The sequence below is a fragment of the Bacillus sp. J14TS2 genome (assembly GCF_018333015.1).
Lineage (GTDB): Bacteria > Bacillota > Bacilli > Bacillales > Bacillaceae_C > Lederbergia.
Window position 1 is genome coordinate 97,726 of record NZ_BORE01000013.1, and the last position, 17,669, is coordinate 115,394.

Here is a 17,669-nt window from a genome sequence, read left to right on the forward strand (position 1 = left end):
GGATGTGTTCATAGTGGCTATATTTACAGGGAACAGACAATTCGATTTTCAAATTGATCGCTTCACTTTCTCTTTTTTAGATAACACTCATGTACGACAAGATAGAGAAATAGTTGGTTCATTTATAAAGGATTTTCAAACATGGTTTGAGTGGTGGTCGGAGAAAGCAAAAGAATATGAACAAACAAACGAATTTAAAATAGCGGCAAGCTATTATAAAGCAGCGATGTTTTATTTAAAAAAGGATGATCCAAAAAAAAAATAATGTATGCTGGCTTTATTCGTACTTTCTATAAAAGTTATAATGATTTTGCATTCGAACGGCACAAAGTGCCATACGAAGGGGCATATTTACCAACACTTCTCTTAAAGAATCCTAATGCTCAAAAGACATTGCTGGTTTTGGGAGGTTTTGATGGATATTTGGAGGAAATTGCTTCTTTCTTTAAACACATGAAAAATACAGACTATAATATTCTTATTTTCGATGGGCCTGGTCAAGGAAATACGTCATCGCATGGACTGACATTTATTCCGAACTTCGAGAAACCTGTCTCTAAAGTATTAGATTACTTTTCTCTTAATGAGGTTGATGCGATTGGTCTTTCATGGGGAGGATATCTAGTATTACGGGCGGCAGCGTTTGAAAAGAGAATAAAAAGAGTGATCACCATGGATATTTTCTATTCTCCAATGGATACAGTAAGGATGAATTTAGGCTTTTTGAAATTTATGTGTCTTTCGATTCTGCTAAGAATGAGGGCTGATTCTTTCATTAATAAAGTGATTAACAAAATAGCAGCGAAAGATGTTGACATGATGTGGAAATTGAATAATGGCTATCAACTTACTGGAGAGAATAATCCGTATGATTTGATAAACAATTTGAAAAGACACAACGCCAAATCAATCTTAAGATTCATTAATCAGGACTGTTTGCTTTTAGCTGGTAAAGAAGATCAGTACGTACCATACAAGCGTCTATTCACTATTAAAAAAGGTTTGGTGAATTCCAAGAAAATTGAAACGAAACTATTTACAAAAGAAACAGGCGGAGAACAACATTGTCAAATTGGTAGAATGGATTTAGCTTTTAATGAAATCAGCAATTTTCTCGGAGTTTAATAATTAGATAGGTAGAACTCCTATTATTTCAATAACTGGATGAACGAATTGAACTGCTCCCCCTAATGTTGGACATGCTATCCAACATTAGAGGGGCTTTTTTCTTTGTTCAGGAACATTTGCTTGTCGGAGAACAACAGGATGTTGGTCAGAAAGGTGTTGCGCCAGGACGGCGCGTTTTTAGCTGTTCGTCCCTACTATGAAAGTTTGTACGTCGCTAAACGGGCGCTTGCGCTTTTCTTTCGTTTCATATACTTTATCAAAACTTTATCATAACCATATTCTCAGCTTATTTTGCTTTGCTACAATTTAGCTTATCAAAATAAGGAGATGAGCAAATGAAACAAGCAAATAAGGAAAAGCCCATTTTAGAAATTAAAAATTTAAATAAGCAAATTGTCGGAGAAACAGTCATTCATGGTATCAATTTTTCGATTCAGAAAGGAGATATTTACGGATTTCTTGGACCAAATGGAGCGGGGAAAACAACGACATTAAGAATGATTACCCGTTTGATTTTCCCTAACTCTGGTGATGTTTTAATTGACGGGTATTCCATTCGAAATGATTCGATTTTAGCACTTTCCAGAGTAGGCAGTATTATCGAAAATCCCGCTTTTTATCTTCATCTTAGTGCCAGACAAAATTTAACATTAAGTGCAAAATTAGCTGCAACAAAAGTGACAAAAGTAAGGATCAATGAAGTTTTATCGATTGTTGATTTGAAAGATGCAAAGGATAAGAAGGTAAAAACATTTTCTTTAGGGATGAAACAACGTTTAGGAATTGCCAATGCCTTATTGTGTTATCCTAGCTTAATTATATTGGATGAGCCGACGAACGGCGTTGACCCAATGGGGCTTCGGGAAATGAAAACTTTAATTAAACGATTGGCAGAAAAAGAAAAAATTACATTTCTTATCTCTAGCCATATGTTACGAGAAATGGAGGATTTATGTCATAAAGCAGCCTTTATTCAAGGTGGAAAAATCGTTGAAGAAGGAAATATCTCCGAATTATTAGAAACTTATCAAGTCACTAATTTAGAAGATTTATTTTTTGCATGTATAAAGGAAAGTTTAACGTAATGAAGAACATATGGAGACTGACCTCATTCGAATTCAAACGTACTTTGACCTCCAAAATGCTGCTTGTATATACACTTATTTTTATTGCGATGTATGTTTTAACGGGCATCCTTTTTAGAGTTTATGGCGCTGACTCCACAGTAGTTGCTGGTTATGGTCAATCATTCTCTGTAGAGATGCTTCAAGCTAGTATCACATTTACAGCCGTTTTTATTGCGATTTATGTAGGGGAAGTATTAATACAGGAACGAAACAACGGCACCATCAAATTTGTTTTATTACGTTCTGTTTCCAGATTTCAATATTATATTTCAAGGATTTTATCGATCCTTTTATTTTCGCTTCTTTTAACGTTCATCATGATTATGATTGGTTATGTTGTTGGCATCCTATTCTTTGGATGGGGAGATACGTTTGTTTTTTACTCTGTAATTACGAGTGGATGGCGTGGTGTAGGAGTTACCCTTATAGCCGGATTAGCGTTTGCTTTTGCTTATTTTATTTTTGGTTTAATTGCTTTATTGCTTTCGCAGTTTATTCAACGGATTTCTACGCTAGCAATGCTTATGGGAATGTCTACGCTAATTGGACAATATATCGTTGTGTATCCACAAATAAAACAATATGTGATCTATGAACATTTATTATTTTTTCACATTGACTTGTTTGAAAGATCTTTTTCTTACAACATAATGAGTTTTAGTGTACTTGTCGTTTATCTTTTAGTGCTTGGAACTGCTGGATATTATCTATTTAAAAAGCAAGATTTGTATGTATAAGAGGATGTTCAAAAAGTCTGGTAAAAATGACACTGCGAGATAAATGACCTTCGACTAATTACCGCCACGTCCTGTGTCGGACGTCGAAATCACCACAACACGCGCAAGCTCGTTGGCCTGTTTCTCTGCTCCTTGGTTGGAAAAGAAAACCACTTTTCCTTCGTGAGATGCGGATTCGTGGAAGATTTACTTATATTCATGTATTTGGGGGATGATCTTCTACTAAAACCGCCCACGTCCTGTGGGCAACGTAGAAGTCAGCACATCCTATGCAAGTCCGCCTCGAACTTCCGACGTACAGGATGTACTAGTGGCGGTGTTGCTGACAGGACGTCAGCGTTTTTAACCGACTTGGTCCTTTTTGAACACGCACTATAAGGGGGATGTATATGATTCAACAATTAAAACACGACATATTTTATGTCATTTATAACAGGAAGTATCGATTACTTGTATTACTTACCATTTTATTAACTGCAGGATTAATCATTTACACTGCAGTCAATGTAACAGTAGAAGAAGATACTCTAATCCAGGCATTTGGAAACTTTAGACAATTCTTTTGGATACTTTGTGCTTATTTGATCGCTGATTTGCTTTCGACAGACTATCATTCCCAAACATTTAAAAATGTTATTCCTAAATCATCCAATCGCAACTATTATTATTTATCAAAAATAATGATTGCGACAGTAGTAGGCGTATTTATTCTATTGGTACACATTGTCACAAGCTGGGTAGTAATGGGCTCCGTTGCAGCGGGGATTGAATTGAATTATTTTAACATTCCCTATTTTTTCTTGGGAGCTGTTCTTTCTCTTCTCCTATTTTCATCCTTATTGTCTATCGTCATAACTCTTTCTGGAAAAGAAACAGTCACGATTGGTGCGGCACTTGGACTTGTGCTCTTGCAAATATTGGTAGAGGGTCTTGATCCGACTATTTCAGCCCATTTTCCGACCCTGTATGTAGTCAGCTTACAAGATCTTGTTTTATCTAATAGTTTAACTGGAATTATTTCGATTGGCAGTTATATCATTTTCACCTTCTTATTTTTTGTTGGTACAATAAAGCTATTCAATAAACAAGACCTTTTTATATAGGGGGTACCAATGAAACAGAAAAAAGTACTTGTCATTGAAGATGATGCAGACTTAGCAAGAATGATAGGGAATTATTTATCACGAGAAAAATATGATGCAGTGATATGTGGCCAAGGTAATCATGCGCTCAACGTCATAAACCAGTATCAACCAGATATGATTCTATTAGATATAATGCTGCCAGGGCTGGATGGACTGGAAATATTAAAACAAATACGTGCCATCTCCATTGTCCCAATTATTATTATCAGTGCAAAAGAAACAGAGGTAGATCGAATTATTGGATTAAAACTAGGTGCAGATGATTATGTAACGAAACCGTTCTCGGTGAAAGAGTTAATAGTGCGGGTGGAATCATTATTTAGAAGAATTGATTATCTAAAAAAACCTGTTAAACATTTGCTTTTATATTTCGGTGATATTGAAATCGATTTATCTTCAAGAATTGTTACAAAAAACGAGAAAATCGTTCATCTGACTTTAAAAGAATTTGATGTATTAGCTTTTCTTGTCAAAAATGCGCATCAAGTGCTGAGTAAAGAAAAGATTTATCAGCATGTTTGGGGAATAAACGAATTTGGTGATATCAATACGGTTGTAATCCACATCCAAAAACTGAGAGAAAAATTAGCTTTAACACCATTCATTACAACAATCAGAGGAGTAGGTTATCGATTTGACGGTGAAGTAAATGAAAAATAGTGTTATCAAGGGGCTCATACTCTTATTTCTTGGTTTGTTTATTCTTCCGCTAAGTTCTTTATTATTTATCATGCAGATTAAAGAAGACTATCAAATAATTTTGTTGATTTTTGTGCTCTTTCTTATGAGTATATTGCTAGTGCTGACCATTTTTTATATAAAAAGACGAGTTCTAGCACCTATTTCAATAGTAGTAAAAGAAACTATGCGAATTTCAATAGGGGATTTGGCTGCGCCGATTCATTATAATAAAAAGGATGAAATTGGCCAACTTATCTCTGCTTTTGACAGTATGAGAAATGAGTTATATGTGCAACAACTGGAACACCAACAATTTGAGGTAGAACGTAAGCAATTTATTGACAGTATTTCGCATGACTTGAAGACACCAATTTCATCCATTTCAGCATATATCGAAGCCTTACAAGATGGAATTGCGCAAACAAAATCCGAGGAAAAAGAGTATTTTCGCGTCATACAAAATAAAATTCATCTGTTGAATGAATTATCGCAACAATTAAGCTTAAGTTATCAAACAAGCGATTCTGTTTCTATTCAGTTGGAACGGATTTACTGCCATGAATGGTCACAACGTTTCCTTGACACAGTTTCTATGGATTGCCATACAAAAGGAATCAAAATAGAAACCTCGTTAGATCATTCGTCTTTCCAACATAACTATATGAATGTAGATATCTATCAATTGGAACGTGCACTACAGAACATCTTAGATAATGCTTATCGTTATACAAAAGAGCTCTTAGCATTATCGGTCGCAATTCAAGATGATTGTTTTGTCGTGGCTATTAAAAACGATGGTGCAGAAATGAAAGAAGAGTCCTTAGAACAAATTTTTCAAAGATTTTATACCAATAACCCGCAAAACGCTGAAGGCCATTTAGGTTTGGGTTTATTCATTGCGAAGACATTGATCACTGCGATGAAAGGCAAGCTTGAAGCCACACTTCAAAAAGATGTGATTACTTTTATAGTCTCTATTCCCATAAGTGATTGAATTTATCCCGCATTAACTGGCTGTAAGCCCTCCACTTCAAGAATTCGTGGAAAAATCTAGAATTGTAAGTGGGGGATCAACAGCCAACTGATTGAAGTTTCACTTTAACATTGTCACTTTAATAAAGGGAAAATAGACATTTCCGTATTTTGCTACATATATACTTTTCTTCATCACGACACTACCTATCAGTCTATTATTTGCTTTTTATTGTTGCATTGTGGGTATAATATTTTGTATAGAGGTGATCAAAATGGCAAAAATTTTTATAGCAGGAAAAGTCCCGGAAAAAGCAATAAAGTTGCTTAACGAACACGATGTTGAAATGTTTGATGACAGTGAGGCACTGATTTCGGAAGAAGAATTAATACATAAAACAAAAGATATAGACGCTTTATTAAGTCCTCTTTCAACGCCAGTGACTGAAAGTGTTATTAGTCATGCGGAAAATCTCAAGATTATCGCAAACTTTGGTGCAGGCTTTGATAATATTGCGATTAACTCCGCAAAAGAGCGGCAAATTCCTGTCACAAACACACCTGGAGTCTCAACAAATGCTACCGCAGATTTAACGATGGGTTTAATTATATCGGCGGCACGCCGGATTCCTGAAGGTGACGAGTTATGCAGAACAAAAGGTTTTAATGGTTGGGCGCCTTTATTCTTTTTAGGTACGGATTTGAGTGGCAAAACATTAGGTATTATTGGTTTGGGAAGTATTGGACAAGCTGTTGCCAAACGTGCCAAAGCTTTTGACATGAACGTTATCTATACTGGCCCCAGACAAAAACCAAAGGAACTTGAAGATCGATTTGGTGCAAGTTATGTGTCTCAGGATGAGCTGCTTGAAAGTGCAGACTTTATTACAATTCATACACCATATAGCCATTCCGTACATCACATGTTTAATAAAGATGCTTTTAAAAAGATGAAATCAACCGCTTTTCTTATTAATGCGGCACGTGGCCCCATTGTTCATGAAAAAGATCTCGCAAATGCATTAGCAAATGGTGATATTAAAGGTGCGGCTTTAGACGTTTTTGAATTCGAACCCGAAATTACAAATGCATTAAAGAGCCTTAAAAACGTCGTCTTAACCCCACATATTGGCAATGCGACTATTGAAACACGAGATGCCATGGCGGAAATTGCCGCGAGAAATATTTTGGCTGTTTTAAATGGCGATGATCCACTGACACCTGTTTTTTGATAGATAAAAATGAGAGACAATAAGTCTTTAACCCGAAAAAACGAAGGGTAATTGGCATAACAATATAGGACATTTTCATGAAAAAGTAGAAAAACAAGGACAGCGCAAGTAATGGCTGTCCTTGTTTTCAAGGAAAAGAGCTAAAAGGGTGACGGCGAGAGAGTGGGCCGTTCCCTTTTTCAAGGAAAAGAGCTAAAAGGGTGATGGCGAGAGAGTGGGCCGTTCCCTTTTTCAAGGAAAAGAGTTAAAAGGGGTACGGCGAGAGAGCAGACCGTTCCTTTTTTCAAGGAAAAGAGCTAAAAGGGTGACGGCGAGAGAGCGGGCCGTTCCCTTTTTCATGGAAAAAAGCTAAAAGGGGTACGGCGAGAGAGCAGACCGTTCCCTTTTTCAAGGAAAAGAGCTAAAAGGGTGACGGCGAGAGTGGGCCGTTCCCTGTTTCATGGAAAAAAGCTAAAAGGGTGATGGCGGGAGAGTGGGCCGTTCCCTTTTTCATGGAAAAGAGCTAAAAGGGTGACGGCGGGAGAGTGGGCCGTTCCCTTTTTCATGGAAAAGGCCAAAAGGGTGACGGCGAGAGAGCAGGCCGTTCCCTTTTTCATGGAAAAAAGCTAAAAGGGGTACGGCGAGAGAGCAGACCGTTCCCTTTTTCGTGGAAAAAAGCTAAAAGGGGTACGGCGAGAGAGCAAGCCGTTCCCTTTTTCATGGAAAAAAGCTAAAAGGGGTACGGCGAGAGAGGGCCGTTCCCTTTTTCAAGGAAAGAGCTAAAAGGGTGACGGCGGGAGAGAGGGCCGTCCCCTTTTTCAAGGAAAAGAGTCAAAAAGGGAACGGCGAGAGTGCCATATGCATGACCTTACCAACTTGTAGGCCAAAGCTCTTGCTGATATTCGTCTCGCCAACCATCAGTGGGAAATGAAGTAACCTTACCTAGTTGGCAGTCGCGCTTTATCAATTTGTAATCTTTTATTATCAATTGTTTATGAATTCAAATGTGGCAGTTTATTATTCATAGCTATACTAAAAGTTACATGAAACAGAAAGGTAGTGTGTACATGCATACAAAAAACAGCAGCATAGGAGTAGAAAGTATTGTAGTTAACAATGTAACGAAAAAATATGGTACAAAGATAGCCGTTGAGAATGTGTCATTCACCGCACATCCAGGCCGGGTGACAGGCTTTTTAGGACCTAATGGGGCAGGGAAATCTACTACTCTGCGTATTTTACTTGGTCTTGATCGTCCCACTAGCGGGACTGCTCTGATTGAAGGAAAGGCATTTGTTGAACATAGTCAGCCTTTACGATCAGTTGGTGCAATGTTAGATGGGGCTGCGGCTGTTCCGGAGCGTCGGGGAATCGATCACTTGAAATGGATTGCTGAGTCGAATCGTATTCCGAAAGAAAGAATAGTTGAAGTGTTGGAAATGGTAGGTCTTTCTAATGCGGCAAAAACAAGAGTAAAAAAGTATTCTCTAGGGATGAAACAACGTCTTGGATTAGCTGCTGCATTACTTGGAGAACCCCGGATTCTTATCCTGGATGAACCTGTGAATGGATTGGACCCTGAAGGTATTCGGAGTGTTCGAAGACTTCTGCAAAACTATGCACGAAATGGTAATACGGTGTTACTCTCTAGTCACTTGATGGATGAAACTTCAAAAATAGTCGATGATATTGTGATTATCAATAGAGGAAAGATTATTGATTCGGGCTCTCTTGAAGCTGTTGTTGCTGATTATGATTCACTTGAGGAAGCATTTTTTGCCTTAACTGGCATCAAGACCGGGGAGAGCTGGTGATACATATGATAGCAACGATTCAATCAGAATTCACAAAAATAATCACGCTGCGAAGTGTTTGGATTATCACGTTTATCTTATTGGCTGCAGGTCTTCTTTTTCAATATGCAAGTGGAGCTGGATTTTTAGAATCATTGAAATCGATAGATGAGAACGGTATGCATTGGGAGTATAGAAGACCTATCAATGCAGAAATGGACTTTTACGGTACCATAGGTGGAGCGATATTTAATCCTGGAATCCTGTTCCCGTTACTTGGTGCAATCATTGCAGGAGCCGAATTCCGGACAGGCCAATTAGGGGTGAGTTTGCTTGCGGTGCCCTCTCGAACACAATTGGGCATCAGCAAGGTCATTGCGACGGCTCTTTATACGTTAGGTATTGGCATCATTTATATCGTCATGACACTGTTTACAGCATACTTTATGATCAAAGATTGGCGCCCTGAACTCTTATGGTCGCCTGAATTATATATTAAAATTTTAGGTGGTGTCTTTTTCCTTGTTGCGATTACCTTGCTTTCTTTGGGCATCACGCTTATTACTCGGCGTACCCTGTTAGGTATTTTGATTATGGGAGGGTTCATTGGTGTGACCATGTCCCAAGTTCTTGCTTCGTTTGCCCCAACAGTAGATGCATGGACACCACTAAGCGCAGCTCGTAATTTTATCTTACAAGAAGCAGCTATGCCTGTAATAGGTCCGGGTTTTACTTCGAGTAATCTAATGGGGGGCATTGTCTTCGTGCTATGGCTGATCATAGTATTAATTGTTTCACTTATTCTAATGAAGCGGAGGGATGCTCGATGAAGACAGCTGTTTCTGAGCACTCTGCCATTCAACTTTCGAATATAGTCCGCTCTGAATTTACTAAGATGATCTCACATCCTACAATCGTGCTATTTATCTTCATCACTACGATTGTGAATCTTGGACTCGCTATATTAGACGCAAGTGGTCTCCTTTTATATTCAGCAAGTGATACGCCGCCTTCTACGGTGTCAGAGTTTGGTATCGTTATGTTTGCTCCTATCTATGCATTTCTTATTCTACCGGTTTGTGCAGCAAGCAGTGAATATCAGGGTGGACAGTATCGTATGACGTTGACCGCTACCCCAAATCGACAACTTTTGATCAATGGAAAAATAGTTGCAGTTATACTGGCGGTAGTATGTGGCATATTGGTAGCTATCATCCCTTCACGATTGATTATTCATATCTTTTCGGATGTAGGTATGAGCGACATCTTGATTGATATCGCGCGTTGGACGGCAGTCTACTTCTTCATGTCTATGATTGCTTTTGGCATTGCAGGTATAGCACGAAGTACCATCGTACCGCTTTCCATTTTAATTATGATTCCTATATTTATTGGGACAGGTATCTTACAATGGCCGGAAGGATTACGATTCCTTCCGGATCAAGCGGGGATGAGCCTGCTCGGAACACCTGCTTATGAAGTGACAGAACTTCCACCATGGATTGCTTTCTTTACACTTTTAGTTTGGGGGTTGGTATGCACTACGGCTTATTGGTTGTCTTTTCTGCGGAGGGACAGTTAAGCAGTGAAAAGAGGAGATTGCTAAAAACTTCAAATGATTTTCACAGCAAATTCAATAGATATAATCCATTTGCATCTTGTTATACTATAGCAGGATGCAAATATTTTTTGTTGTGAAATCATTCCTCTTGTATGATCTATCTCTAAAGATTTATGAAACTTCATCTGAGAAATACGTCGGGGGGCTTATTGTCTAGTTTTTTTTCATACGATAAAATGAGGGTATACATAGTACGAAGAAAAGAGGAATTAACATGAAATATGCAGGAAGATTTTTATTTATTTTCACTGTGTTCATTGGATTGGCGGGTTGTGCACAGATTCTTGATTCAGAAGATCTTTTGGATGAAGAAGATCGTAGTGACTTGGAAGTTGCCGTAAACAATGATACGGGTGAAGGATCGCTTGAATTAGTGACTCCAACTATCACTGATAAAGATAATGAAATTGAAATCAAGATGACAGATATCGACGAAAACAAGACGACTTTTATCTCTGTAGCAAATGAGACCGTCTTTGAAGGTAAAATTAAAAATGATGAAGTATACACGTTAGAGATCGGCGATATCAAGGACGCACTAAGAACAGATTATGAACCAAAAGTTCAATTACTGCAAACAAGCAACGACGAAGAATCAGGAGATATTGTCACCTTTAAACAAGTTAGATACTCTGTGGAAAAAGAATAAAGCAATCTCGATAAGAAACAGGCCGTTCCCTAGAAATAAAAGGGAGCGGCCTGTTTCTTATCGGGTGAAACCGTGTCATTGGCTAAGTTTTTCTTCTGAAAAAAAGAAATATTACTAAACTTATATGGGTTGACACGACAACTTACCGTACGATAGATTTAGGTTATATTAAAATGAGGGCATTCCGTTAGAAGGGAATGACGGATGGGTGTTTTAAAAATACGATCATGTAAGTTCTTCTTTGAACTAAAATGTGTAAGCGTTTTTCCTAGTTGAGTTCCTTTCTAGTTACACTAGGAAACTAGAAAATGGTAATTCGTAAGATATTACGGTCGATGTCTAGCTCCAGGCACCATCGGCGTTGCGACGTATAGGATGTACTGTGCATACGACAGCAGTTTGAGTTGTTGGCAAGGGGGACGTTTTTAGTCGTTCATCTTCATTAAAAGTTTGTACGTCGCTAGACGGACGCTTGCGCTTTTGTTCTGGTTTAGGAAACTATAAAATTGTCGCTTGTGGATAACTGCTTATGTCGCGGTCGGCATCCAGCTACAGCGCCTAGCCCCTCGAGTTCAAATAACCCTAAACCTATGAAGGGAAAAAGCCCCTTCCTAGGTTCAGGAACATTTGCTTGTCGGAGGCCAACAGGATGTAGGTCAGAACAGCGTTGCGTCAGGACGGCGCGAATTTAGCCTTTCTTCCTAGTTCAAGGTGCTTGCGCTTTTGTTCTCAAAATCTTTTTGAAGGAGGTATTTATTAGTGTTAAAAAAGAGAAGACCTTTTTTATTTCAGAAATACCTACTTTCATATTTAATCATATTTCTAATCCCTTTTAGTACAATAAGTATTGTTTTCTATCAAATGTCAGTGAATAGTATTCGAACAGAAATTAATCAGTCAAACATAGGAAAAATAGAACAAGTTAGGGATATATTGAATGCTAGGGTAACAGAGTTAGGAAGGATTGCTACGAGGATATCTAACGATCAGCGTTTGACACCCTATATGTTTACCCAGCCATACGAAAGTAAAGAAGCGATTAAAGAGTTAACGACTTATCAAGTAAATAGCTCTATGATTGATGGATTATTTCTTTATTACTTTGGTTATGAAAACGTGCATTCATCAAACGGGATAGGTAGTTTTGATATATATACTAGTAATAAATTCAAGATTGCCCATTCAGAAGTTGACAGATTAAAAAATGAAATAGAATCGATTACTCAACCTATTATTCGCCCTGTCAAAACAACAACAAGTGACGATAAACAGCTAATTTTGTACATGTATCCGATTGGTGGGACGAGCCCAAATGGCGTAGTTGGATTTTTGGTGAAGGAAGAAAGAATAAATGCTTTAACGAAAAATATATTAGGTAATTTTGAAGGGAATTTTTTGATTTATAATCAAGAAAATGAACTAATAGCATCAAATGAAAGTGCAAGAACCGTTGCATCTGAAGACATATTAAGTAAAATTCCAGCTAATGAAGGAATTAAAGAGCAAAGAATTTTTGGTGAAAATTATTCTTTCGTAACGATCCATTCAGATGTTATGGATTGGACGTTCGTGACTGCTATGCCTACAAAGCAATTTTATACAGAACTAGATACTTTACGAAATACTATTTTTACGATTTTATTTTTTATCGCATGTATTGGTATTATTGCGACAATTATTATGACCTTTATACAATATAGGCCCATTCAAAATATTACACAGTTTTTAAAAATACATGGTGGGAATTTATTGGAAAATAGTAGACAAGATGTGTTTACTGCTATACAAGAAACAATCACATCCTTACATGATAATAGCGAAAAATTACATCATAAAGCAAAAGTTCATCAACCTTATGTGCGGGATCAATTATTGCTAAATTTACTTAAAGGTGATGTTAACAGGAACAAAATAACGGTTGAAACACTGAACGATGTTAAGGTTACATTTCCTAGTAATAAATTCTTTGTCGCTGTGATTTCTTGCAATCAATTAGATTCAATAAAGAAAAAAGACAAAATGTTGACCCTATTAAGGGATGTATCCTTTTCTGAGAATATGGCATATGGTATTGATTTGATTGAAGATAATACGATGGGCTTAATCATTAACTTGCAAGCAGAGATGGAGGGGAAGGAACGGGAACAAATTATTGTAAGCCTGATAGAATTAGTGGGGGATCATGGATTCCCAACACCGATAATAGGTGTGGGTGGAATTTATGAAGGAATTGATAAAATAAATAGATCGTATATTGAAGCCCTGGCCTCAGCAGAGCACTCAATCATTAGCAATAAATCTACGACAGTGTATTTTGAAAAAATTACGAAAGAAAGTAATATAGATGTTTGGTTTCCATTTGAAGAACAAATGAAATTTATTCAGAGTTTAAAGCTAGGAGATCAAGTAGTTGCGAAAGAAACGCTGAAAAATATTACGAACAATTTAAGAGAGCAAGATACGTCTATTCATATGCTAAGATGTATGTGTTTTGATATTATGAATACTGTTATAAAAAACATTTTAGAATTAAGATTAAATCATAGTGTGGGAGATATGGAAGCTCTTGTTGAGTTTCAGTCAATCGATGATTTAGAAAAAAAGATCAATGTGCTTATAGTAAATATTTGTGAAGAGATTGAAAAAAGAAAAAAGAGTCATAATAACCTGATGCGTGATAATATCTTGGACTATATTCAGAATCACTATAAATTGCATGATTTAAGTTTGGAGCATGTAGCTGAAGCTTTTCAGATATCTGTTTCCTATCTTAGCCGGTTTATAAAAGAACAAACAGGAAGCACTTTTACCCAATTTGTTTGGAGATTACGTAATGAAGAGTTCAAAAATCAATTGAGGGAAACAAATCATGCAATAAAAGACATTGTCACCGATATTGGTTATGTAGACGTTGCCAACTTTACTAGGAAATTTAAAAAAGAAGAAGGATTAACACCAGGGCAGTATAGACGAAGGCTGGGGCAAAATCCCAGCCAGAATGAAAAATAGTGATTCTCCACTTACGAGTGGAAAGTCACTATTTTTTTATCGTTAACACAAGATTGGAACAACAAAAGCCTTACACCATGCTCGTTTTGTCATGTTTTACATAACGAAAATAAAAGTGACATATTACCAAAATAAGTGAACGGTGCTAATCTGAAAACATGTGAACCACATATTTCTCAGCTACATAAACTAGAAATTACGTGTTTAGTATACTCTGGTTTATGGGATCAAAAACTAGACAACGAATGTAGACTCAGGAAATTATTTTCAGATGATTTTCTATAATTGTGCAGCTACATTTCTATTTTAAGGAGGTGATTTTGCATTTAGATGACTGAGTAAAGAGAGAAAGTGTTGGTGGTTTGAAGGAATCTCTTAAGTTTTACAACTGAAGAGAGGGTAACTCGAATTTCAGTTGTTACAAAATGAAAGCGTTGAAAAAATAGAAGAAACACTTCTGGCTTCTGAATATACGAAAGGAAATCTAGCTGTGAAATTAATTCCATTGCCTCTCGATGTATGGCTTTTACTTCGAGTGTCTATATTCATTGGTCTTTATGAGGAGGATTTTGAATGAAATTTAAAAGTTGGTTCGTTTTATTAACTGCATTCGTATTAATACTTATGTCTGCTTGTAGTGCTAATAAAGAGACAAATCAAGATAAAGATAAGGATGGAGCGGAAGTTACAGACGTTAATGAATCGGGAATGCCGATTGTAGATGAACAGATCACGCTGAACTTTTTTGCTGGATTGGCACCACAATCGGCTCCAGACTGGAATGACATCCTAAGTTTTAATGAATATGAGGATATGACGAATATTGATATTAAGTGGGAAATGGTCCCCAAAGCTGGCCTAGCAGAAAAAAGAAATCTTAGGTTAGCAAGCGGTGATTTGCCAGATGCCTTTCACAGCACAACGATGCCTACTAGCGATATATTAAAATATGGTCAACAAGGCATGTTTATCCCTCTTAACGACTTAATAGATAAATATGCACCCAATATAAAAAGCTTACTTGAGGAATATCCTGAAATAGAAAAGGAAATCACTTTTTCAGATGGTAATATATATTCTCTTCCTCAGCTTAATGACCCAGAGTTTTTATCAAGCCGTCTTGCGTTTGTTTCATGGATTAATAAAGACTGGCTTGAAGCTTTAGATATGGATATGCCAACTACAACTGACGAATTTTATCAATATTTAAAAGCCGTGAAGGAACAGGATCCAGGTGGAAATAATGGCGTTCCATATGGTTCTGGTGATAGTACGAAAATTGTCGAGTGGCTTAGGGGGGCATTTGGAGTTGCCAATAAAGGCTCTGCCAACCCAAATATAGATTTAGATCCCGAGGACGATACATTAAGGTTTTATCCTATTTCGGAAGAGTATAAAGAATTACTACAATATATAAATAAACTATATGAAGAGAAACTTATTGAACAAAATATCTTTTCGATCGATCCGGAGCAATTTATAGCAAATGGAAGTGAAGGTTTGTATGGCAGTACGAGTTGGTTTGGACCGATAGAGACATTTGGAGAAAAGGCTGGAAAACCATTTGTTGCAATTCCAGCATTAGAAGGGCCGCATGGAGATAAGATGATCACAAGATTGAACTCGCCAGTTAATAATGTAGGTGCCTTTCTTATTACCAGTGCGAATGAACATCCTGAAGCAACGATGAGGTGGATTGATTACTTTTATGGTGAGGAAGGGATTAAATTATACTTTTTGGGTATAGAAGGCGTTACCTATGAAGAAAAAGATGATGGGACTTTTGGGTTTATTGAAGAGATAAAAAATAATCCAGATGGATTGTCCTTTGAAGAGGCAGTTACAAAGTATTTGACATTCCCAGGTGGTGGAGGACCAAGTATGACGGTCCAAGAATTTTATCAGGGAGGAGCCAGTTCGGAAAAGAACTTAGAAGCGGCTGATTTGCTAGAGGCAGATCTAGTTGAAGATCCGTGGCCTACCTTCATGTATACGGAAGAAGAAACGAAGGTATTAAACAGTGTGGGAGCGGATATTGACAAATATGTCACAGAAATGCGCGATAAATTTATAGCTGGCCAAATTTCTTTTGGTGAATGGGATAAATATGTCAATACAATTGAAAAGATGGGATTAAGTGAATATATGGAGATTAAAGAGGCGGCATATAGCCGGCAATAACATAGCAGAGAATTTGCTATACATTAATAAGAATTATCATTAATTGGATTCTTTTAATCTCTCAAAAGATGGGCTTAGGGCAATGTTTTATTCAAGAGGAATAAGTCAAATTGATGTTTTTCTACTTAGTCTCTTATTATACTCAGATAAAATTTATGAACTAAACAAGCGGATGAAAATCAAATGATCAATGAGGAGATGTTTAATATGGAGAAATCGCAGCCAGCAAATTGGGCGGTTGGTACATCTTATTTGCCAAGTTCATCTGTTACTTTACAGGAAATTAAAGCTGCAGGTTTGGATAGTATCGAGTTAGTTATTCCGCGGAAGGAGCCAGATTTAACGATAAAAGGATTAAGGAAGGTATTTAATCCGTACATTGAAAAAGCACATGATTTAGGTCTTGAAGTTTGGTCTGTTCATTTACCTTTTGGTGTCGCATGGGATATATCTACGATAGATCTTGAGACTAGAAACTCCATTCTTGACCAGCATTATGAATTGTTAACTTGGGTGAATGAATGGAAAATAAAGCAGGTTGTTGTACATCCAAGTTTTGAACCAATACCGATTGAAGAACGGGCAGAACGTATTGAAGCATGCAAATATTCTCTTCATAGATTAGCAGAAAAAGGAAAGTCGCTGGATATCCATATCTGTGTAGAGGATTTACCACGAACATGTCTAGGAAACACAAGTCAGGAAATAAAAACACTTATAGGTGTAAACGAGAACTTAAGAGTTTGTTGTGATGTGAATCATCTTTTATCCGAGACTTCCGTTGATTTTATTAAAGAATTAAACACCAAGATTCAAACAGTCCATATGTCTGATTATGATGGAATAGACGAAAGACATTGGATGCCTGGGGAAGGAATCGTTAAGTGGCCGGAAGTGATTAGCTCTCTTTCAGAGTTTGGTTACGAGGGACCGTTTATGTTTGAGGTTGCAGAAGAGCCCAATCCCCATCATTTGGCAGCATGTTGGAATAACTTACTTGAAGTATATGAAAATAAAAAGTAATGAACCTTAGCTGAAATTTTACTAGTACGATTAATGCGTTTTCTCAACAGTTGGGTTTCCGCTCCCAGCTGTTGAGTCAAAAAAGATAGAAATAAAAAACTAGCAATATCATTCTTAAATATAGATAAGGGTATTAAAAAGACGATAGATTGGACAGGCTTTCTTAAACACTTGCTCATTGGTTATGACAGTAGCCAAAGGCAAAGAGTCTATTTGAGGTAAATCCTTAAAAACTGGATATACGCATTAATGGGACAAGTGTTTTAAGAAGGTGATATGAGTATGTCGATTAGGTTATTTATTTTAAATAATCCCTTATTGAGGCTGAGACAAAACTAAAATGCTAACCTTCAAAGACGAACAATGTATTGTCTTAGCGAAGTATATTTCCG

Annotated in this window: 15 protein-coding genes; all 15 read left to right on the forward strand. The window is 37.1% G+C overall.

The features are described from left to right. The first annotated feature begins 13 nt into the window (after nucleotides 1–13). The 15 genes from KI375_RS19030 to KI375_RS19100 all read left to right on the forward strand — a co-directional run bounded on the left by KI375_RS19030 (nucleotide 14) and on the right by KI375_RS19100 (nucleotide 17,277). A complete protein-coding gene (locus tag KI375_RS19030; RefSeq protein WP_212975022.1) occupies nucleotides 14–265 on the forward strand; it encodes a hypothetical protein in 252 nt (83 codons plus the stop codon). Then, entirely contained in the window at nucleotides 265–1,125 is an 861-nt protein-coding gene (locus tag KI375_RS19035) for an alpha/beta fold hydrolase (protein WP_280528661.1), read from the forward strand. Before KI375_RS19030 ends, KI375_RS19035 begins: the two co-directional genes overlap by 1 nt. Nucleotides 1,126–1,463: 338 nt before the next feature. Beyond that, nucleotides 1,464–2,213 (forward strand): ABC transporter ATP-binding protein, encoded by a 750-nt coding sequence (locus KI375_RS19040; RefSeq protein WP_212975024.1) that lies wholly within the window; start codon nucleotides 1,464–1,466, stop codon nucleotides 2,211–2,213. Beyond that, entirely contained in the window at nucleotides 2,213–2,992 is a 780-nt protein-coding gene (locus tag KI375_RS19045; protein WP_212975025.1) for an ABC transporter permease, read from the forward strand. Before KI375_RS19040 ends, KI375_RS19045 begins: the two co-directional genes overlap by 1 nt. A 389-nt stretch (nucleotides 2,993–3,381) precedes the next feature. Beyond that, on the forward strand, nucleotides 3,382–4,095 hold the full coding sequence (locus KI375_RS19050) for a hypothetical protein (protein ID WP_212975026.1): 714 nt from the start codon (nucleotides 3,382–3,384) through the stop codon (nucleotides 4,093–4,095). A 9-nt stretch (nucleotides 4,096–4,104) separates the two neighbouring features. Continuing rightward, a complete protein-coding gene (locus KI375_RS19055) occupies nucleotides 4,105–4,797 on the forward strand; it encodes a response regulator transcription factor (RefSeq protein ID WP_212975027.1) in 693 nt (230 codons plus the stop codon). Then, nucleotides 4,787–5,812 (forward strand): HAMP domain-containing sensor histidine kinase, encoded by a 1,026-nt coding sequence (locus KI375_RS19060; protein WP_212975028.1) that lies wholly within the window; start codon nucleotides 4,787–4,789, stop codon nucleotides 5,810–5,812. Before KI375_RS19055 ends, KI375_RS19060 begins: the two co-directional genes overlap by 11 nt. Before the next feature lie 253 nt (nucleotides 5,813–6,065). Further along, nucleotides 6,066–7,022: a 2-hydroxyacid dehydrogenase family protein gene (locus KI375_RS19065; protein WP_212975029.1), complete on the forward strand. Its 957-nt coding sequence runs from the start codon at nucleotides 6,066–6,068 to the stop codon at nucleotides 7,020–7,022. A gap of 1,046 nt (nucleotides 7,023–8,068) precedes the next feature. Continuing rightward, nucleotides 8,069–8,815 carry an ABC transporter ATP-binding protein gene (locus KI375_RS19070; protein WP_212975030.1) on the forward strand — a complete coding sequence of 249 codons (747 nt, stop codon included), beginning with the start codon at nucleotides 8,069–8,071 and terminating at the stop codon, nucleotides 8,813–8,815. Beyond that, the gene (locus KI375_RS19075; RefSeq protein ID WP_212975031.1) at nucleotides 8,812–9,624 is read left to right on the forward strand and encodes a hypothetical protein; all 813 of its coding nucleotides are present in this window, start codon (nucleotides 8,812–8,814) and stop codon (nucleotides 9,622–9,624) included. Before KI375_RS19070 ends, KI375_RS19075 begins: the two co-directional genes overlap by 4 nt. Continuing rightward, nucleotides 9,621–10,376 (forward strand): hypothetical protein, encoded by a 756-nt coding sequence (locus tag KI375_RS19080; protein WP_212975032.1) that lies wholly within the window; start codon nucleotides 9,621–9,623, stop codon nucleotides 10,374–10,376. Before KI375_RS19075 ends, KI375_RS19080 begins: the two co-directional genes overlap by 4 nt. 253 nt (nucleotides 10,377–10,629) lie before the next feature. After that, nucleotides 10,630–11,064: a hypothetical protein gene (locus tag KI375_RS19085; protein WP_212975033.1), complete on the forward strand. Its 435-nt coding sequence runs from the start codon at nucleotides 10,630–10,632 to the stop codon at nucleotides 11,062–11,064. 759 nt (nucleotides 11,065–11,823) lie between these two features. Then, nucleotides 11,824–14,073, forward strand: coding sequence for a helix-turn-helix domain-containing protein (locus KI375_RS19090; protein WP_212975034.1), 2,250 nt, complete (start codon nucleotides 11,824–11,826; stop codon nucleotides 14,071–14,073). Nucleotides 14,074–14,646: 573 nt separating this feature from the next. Further along, entirely contained in the window at nucleotides 14,647–16,254 is a 1,608-nt protein-coding gene (locus KI375_RS19095) for an extracellular solute-binding protein (protein WP_212975035.1), read from the forward strand. 207 nt (nucleotides 16,255–16,461) lie between these two features. Further along, nucleotides 16,462–17,277, forward strand: a complete 816-nt coding sequence (locus KI375_RS19100; protein WP_212975036.1) for a sugar phosphate isomerase/epimerase family protein — start codon at nucleotides 16,462–16,464, stop codon at nucleotides 17,275–17,277. Nucleotides 17,278–17,669 lie beyond the last annotated feature (392 nt).

Coding starts and splice junctions, on each gene's coding strand:
- KI375_RS19035 (WP_280528661.1), top strand. CDS start 265: ATGTATGCTGGCTTTATTCGTACTTTCTATAAAAGTTATAATGATTTT.
- KI375_RS19040 (WP_212975024.1), top strand. CDS start 1,464: ATGAAACAAGCAAATAAGGAAAAGCCCATTTTAGAAATTAAAAATTTA.
- KI375_RS19045 (WP_212975025.1), top strand. CDS start 2,213: ATGAAGAACATATGGAGACTGACCTCATTCGAATTCAAACGTACTTTG.
- KI375_RS19050 (WP_212975026.1), top strand. CDS start 3,382: ATGATTCAACAATTAAAACACGACATATTTTATGTCATTTATAACAGG.
- KI375_RS19055 (WP_212975027.1), top strand. CDS start 4,105: ATGAAACAGAAAAAAGTACTTGTCATTGAAGATGATGCAGACTTAGCA.
- KI375_RS19060 (WP_212975028.1), top strand. CDS start 4,787: ATGAAAAATAGTGTTATCAAGGGGCTCATACTCTTATTTCTTGGTTTG.
- KI375_RS19065 (WP_212975029.1), top strand. CDS start 6,066: ATGGCAAAAATTTTTATAGCAGGAAAAGTCCCGGAAAAAGCAATAAAG.
- KI375_RS19070 (WP_212975030.1), top strand. CDS start 8,069: ATGCATACAAAAAACAGCAGCATAGGAGTAGAAAGTATTGTAGTTAAC.
- KI375_RS19080 (WP_212975032.1), top strand. CDS start 9,621: ATGAAGACAGCTGTTTCTGAGCACTCTGCCATTCAACTTTCGAATATA.
- KI375_RS19085 (WP_212975033.1), top strand. CDS start 10,630: ATGAAATATGCAGGAAGATTTTTATTTATTTTCACTGTGTTCATTGGA.
- KI375_RS19095 (WP_212975035.1), top strand. CDS start 14,647: ATGAAATTTAAAAGTTGGTTCGTTTTATTAACTGCATTCGTATTAATA.
- KI375_RS19100 (WP_212975036.1), top strand. CDS start 16,462: ATGGAGAAATCGCAGCCAGCAAATTGGGCGGTTGGTACATCTTATTTG.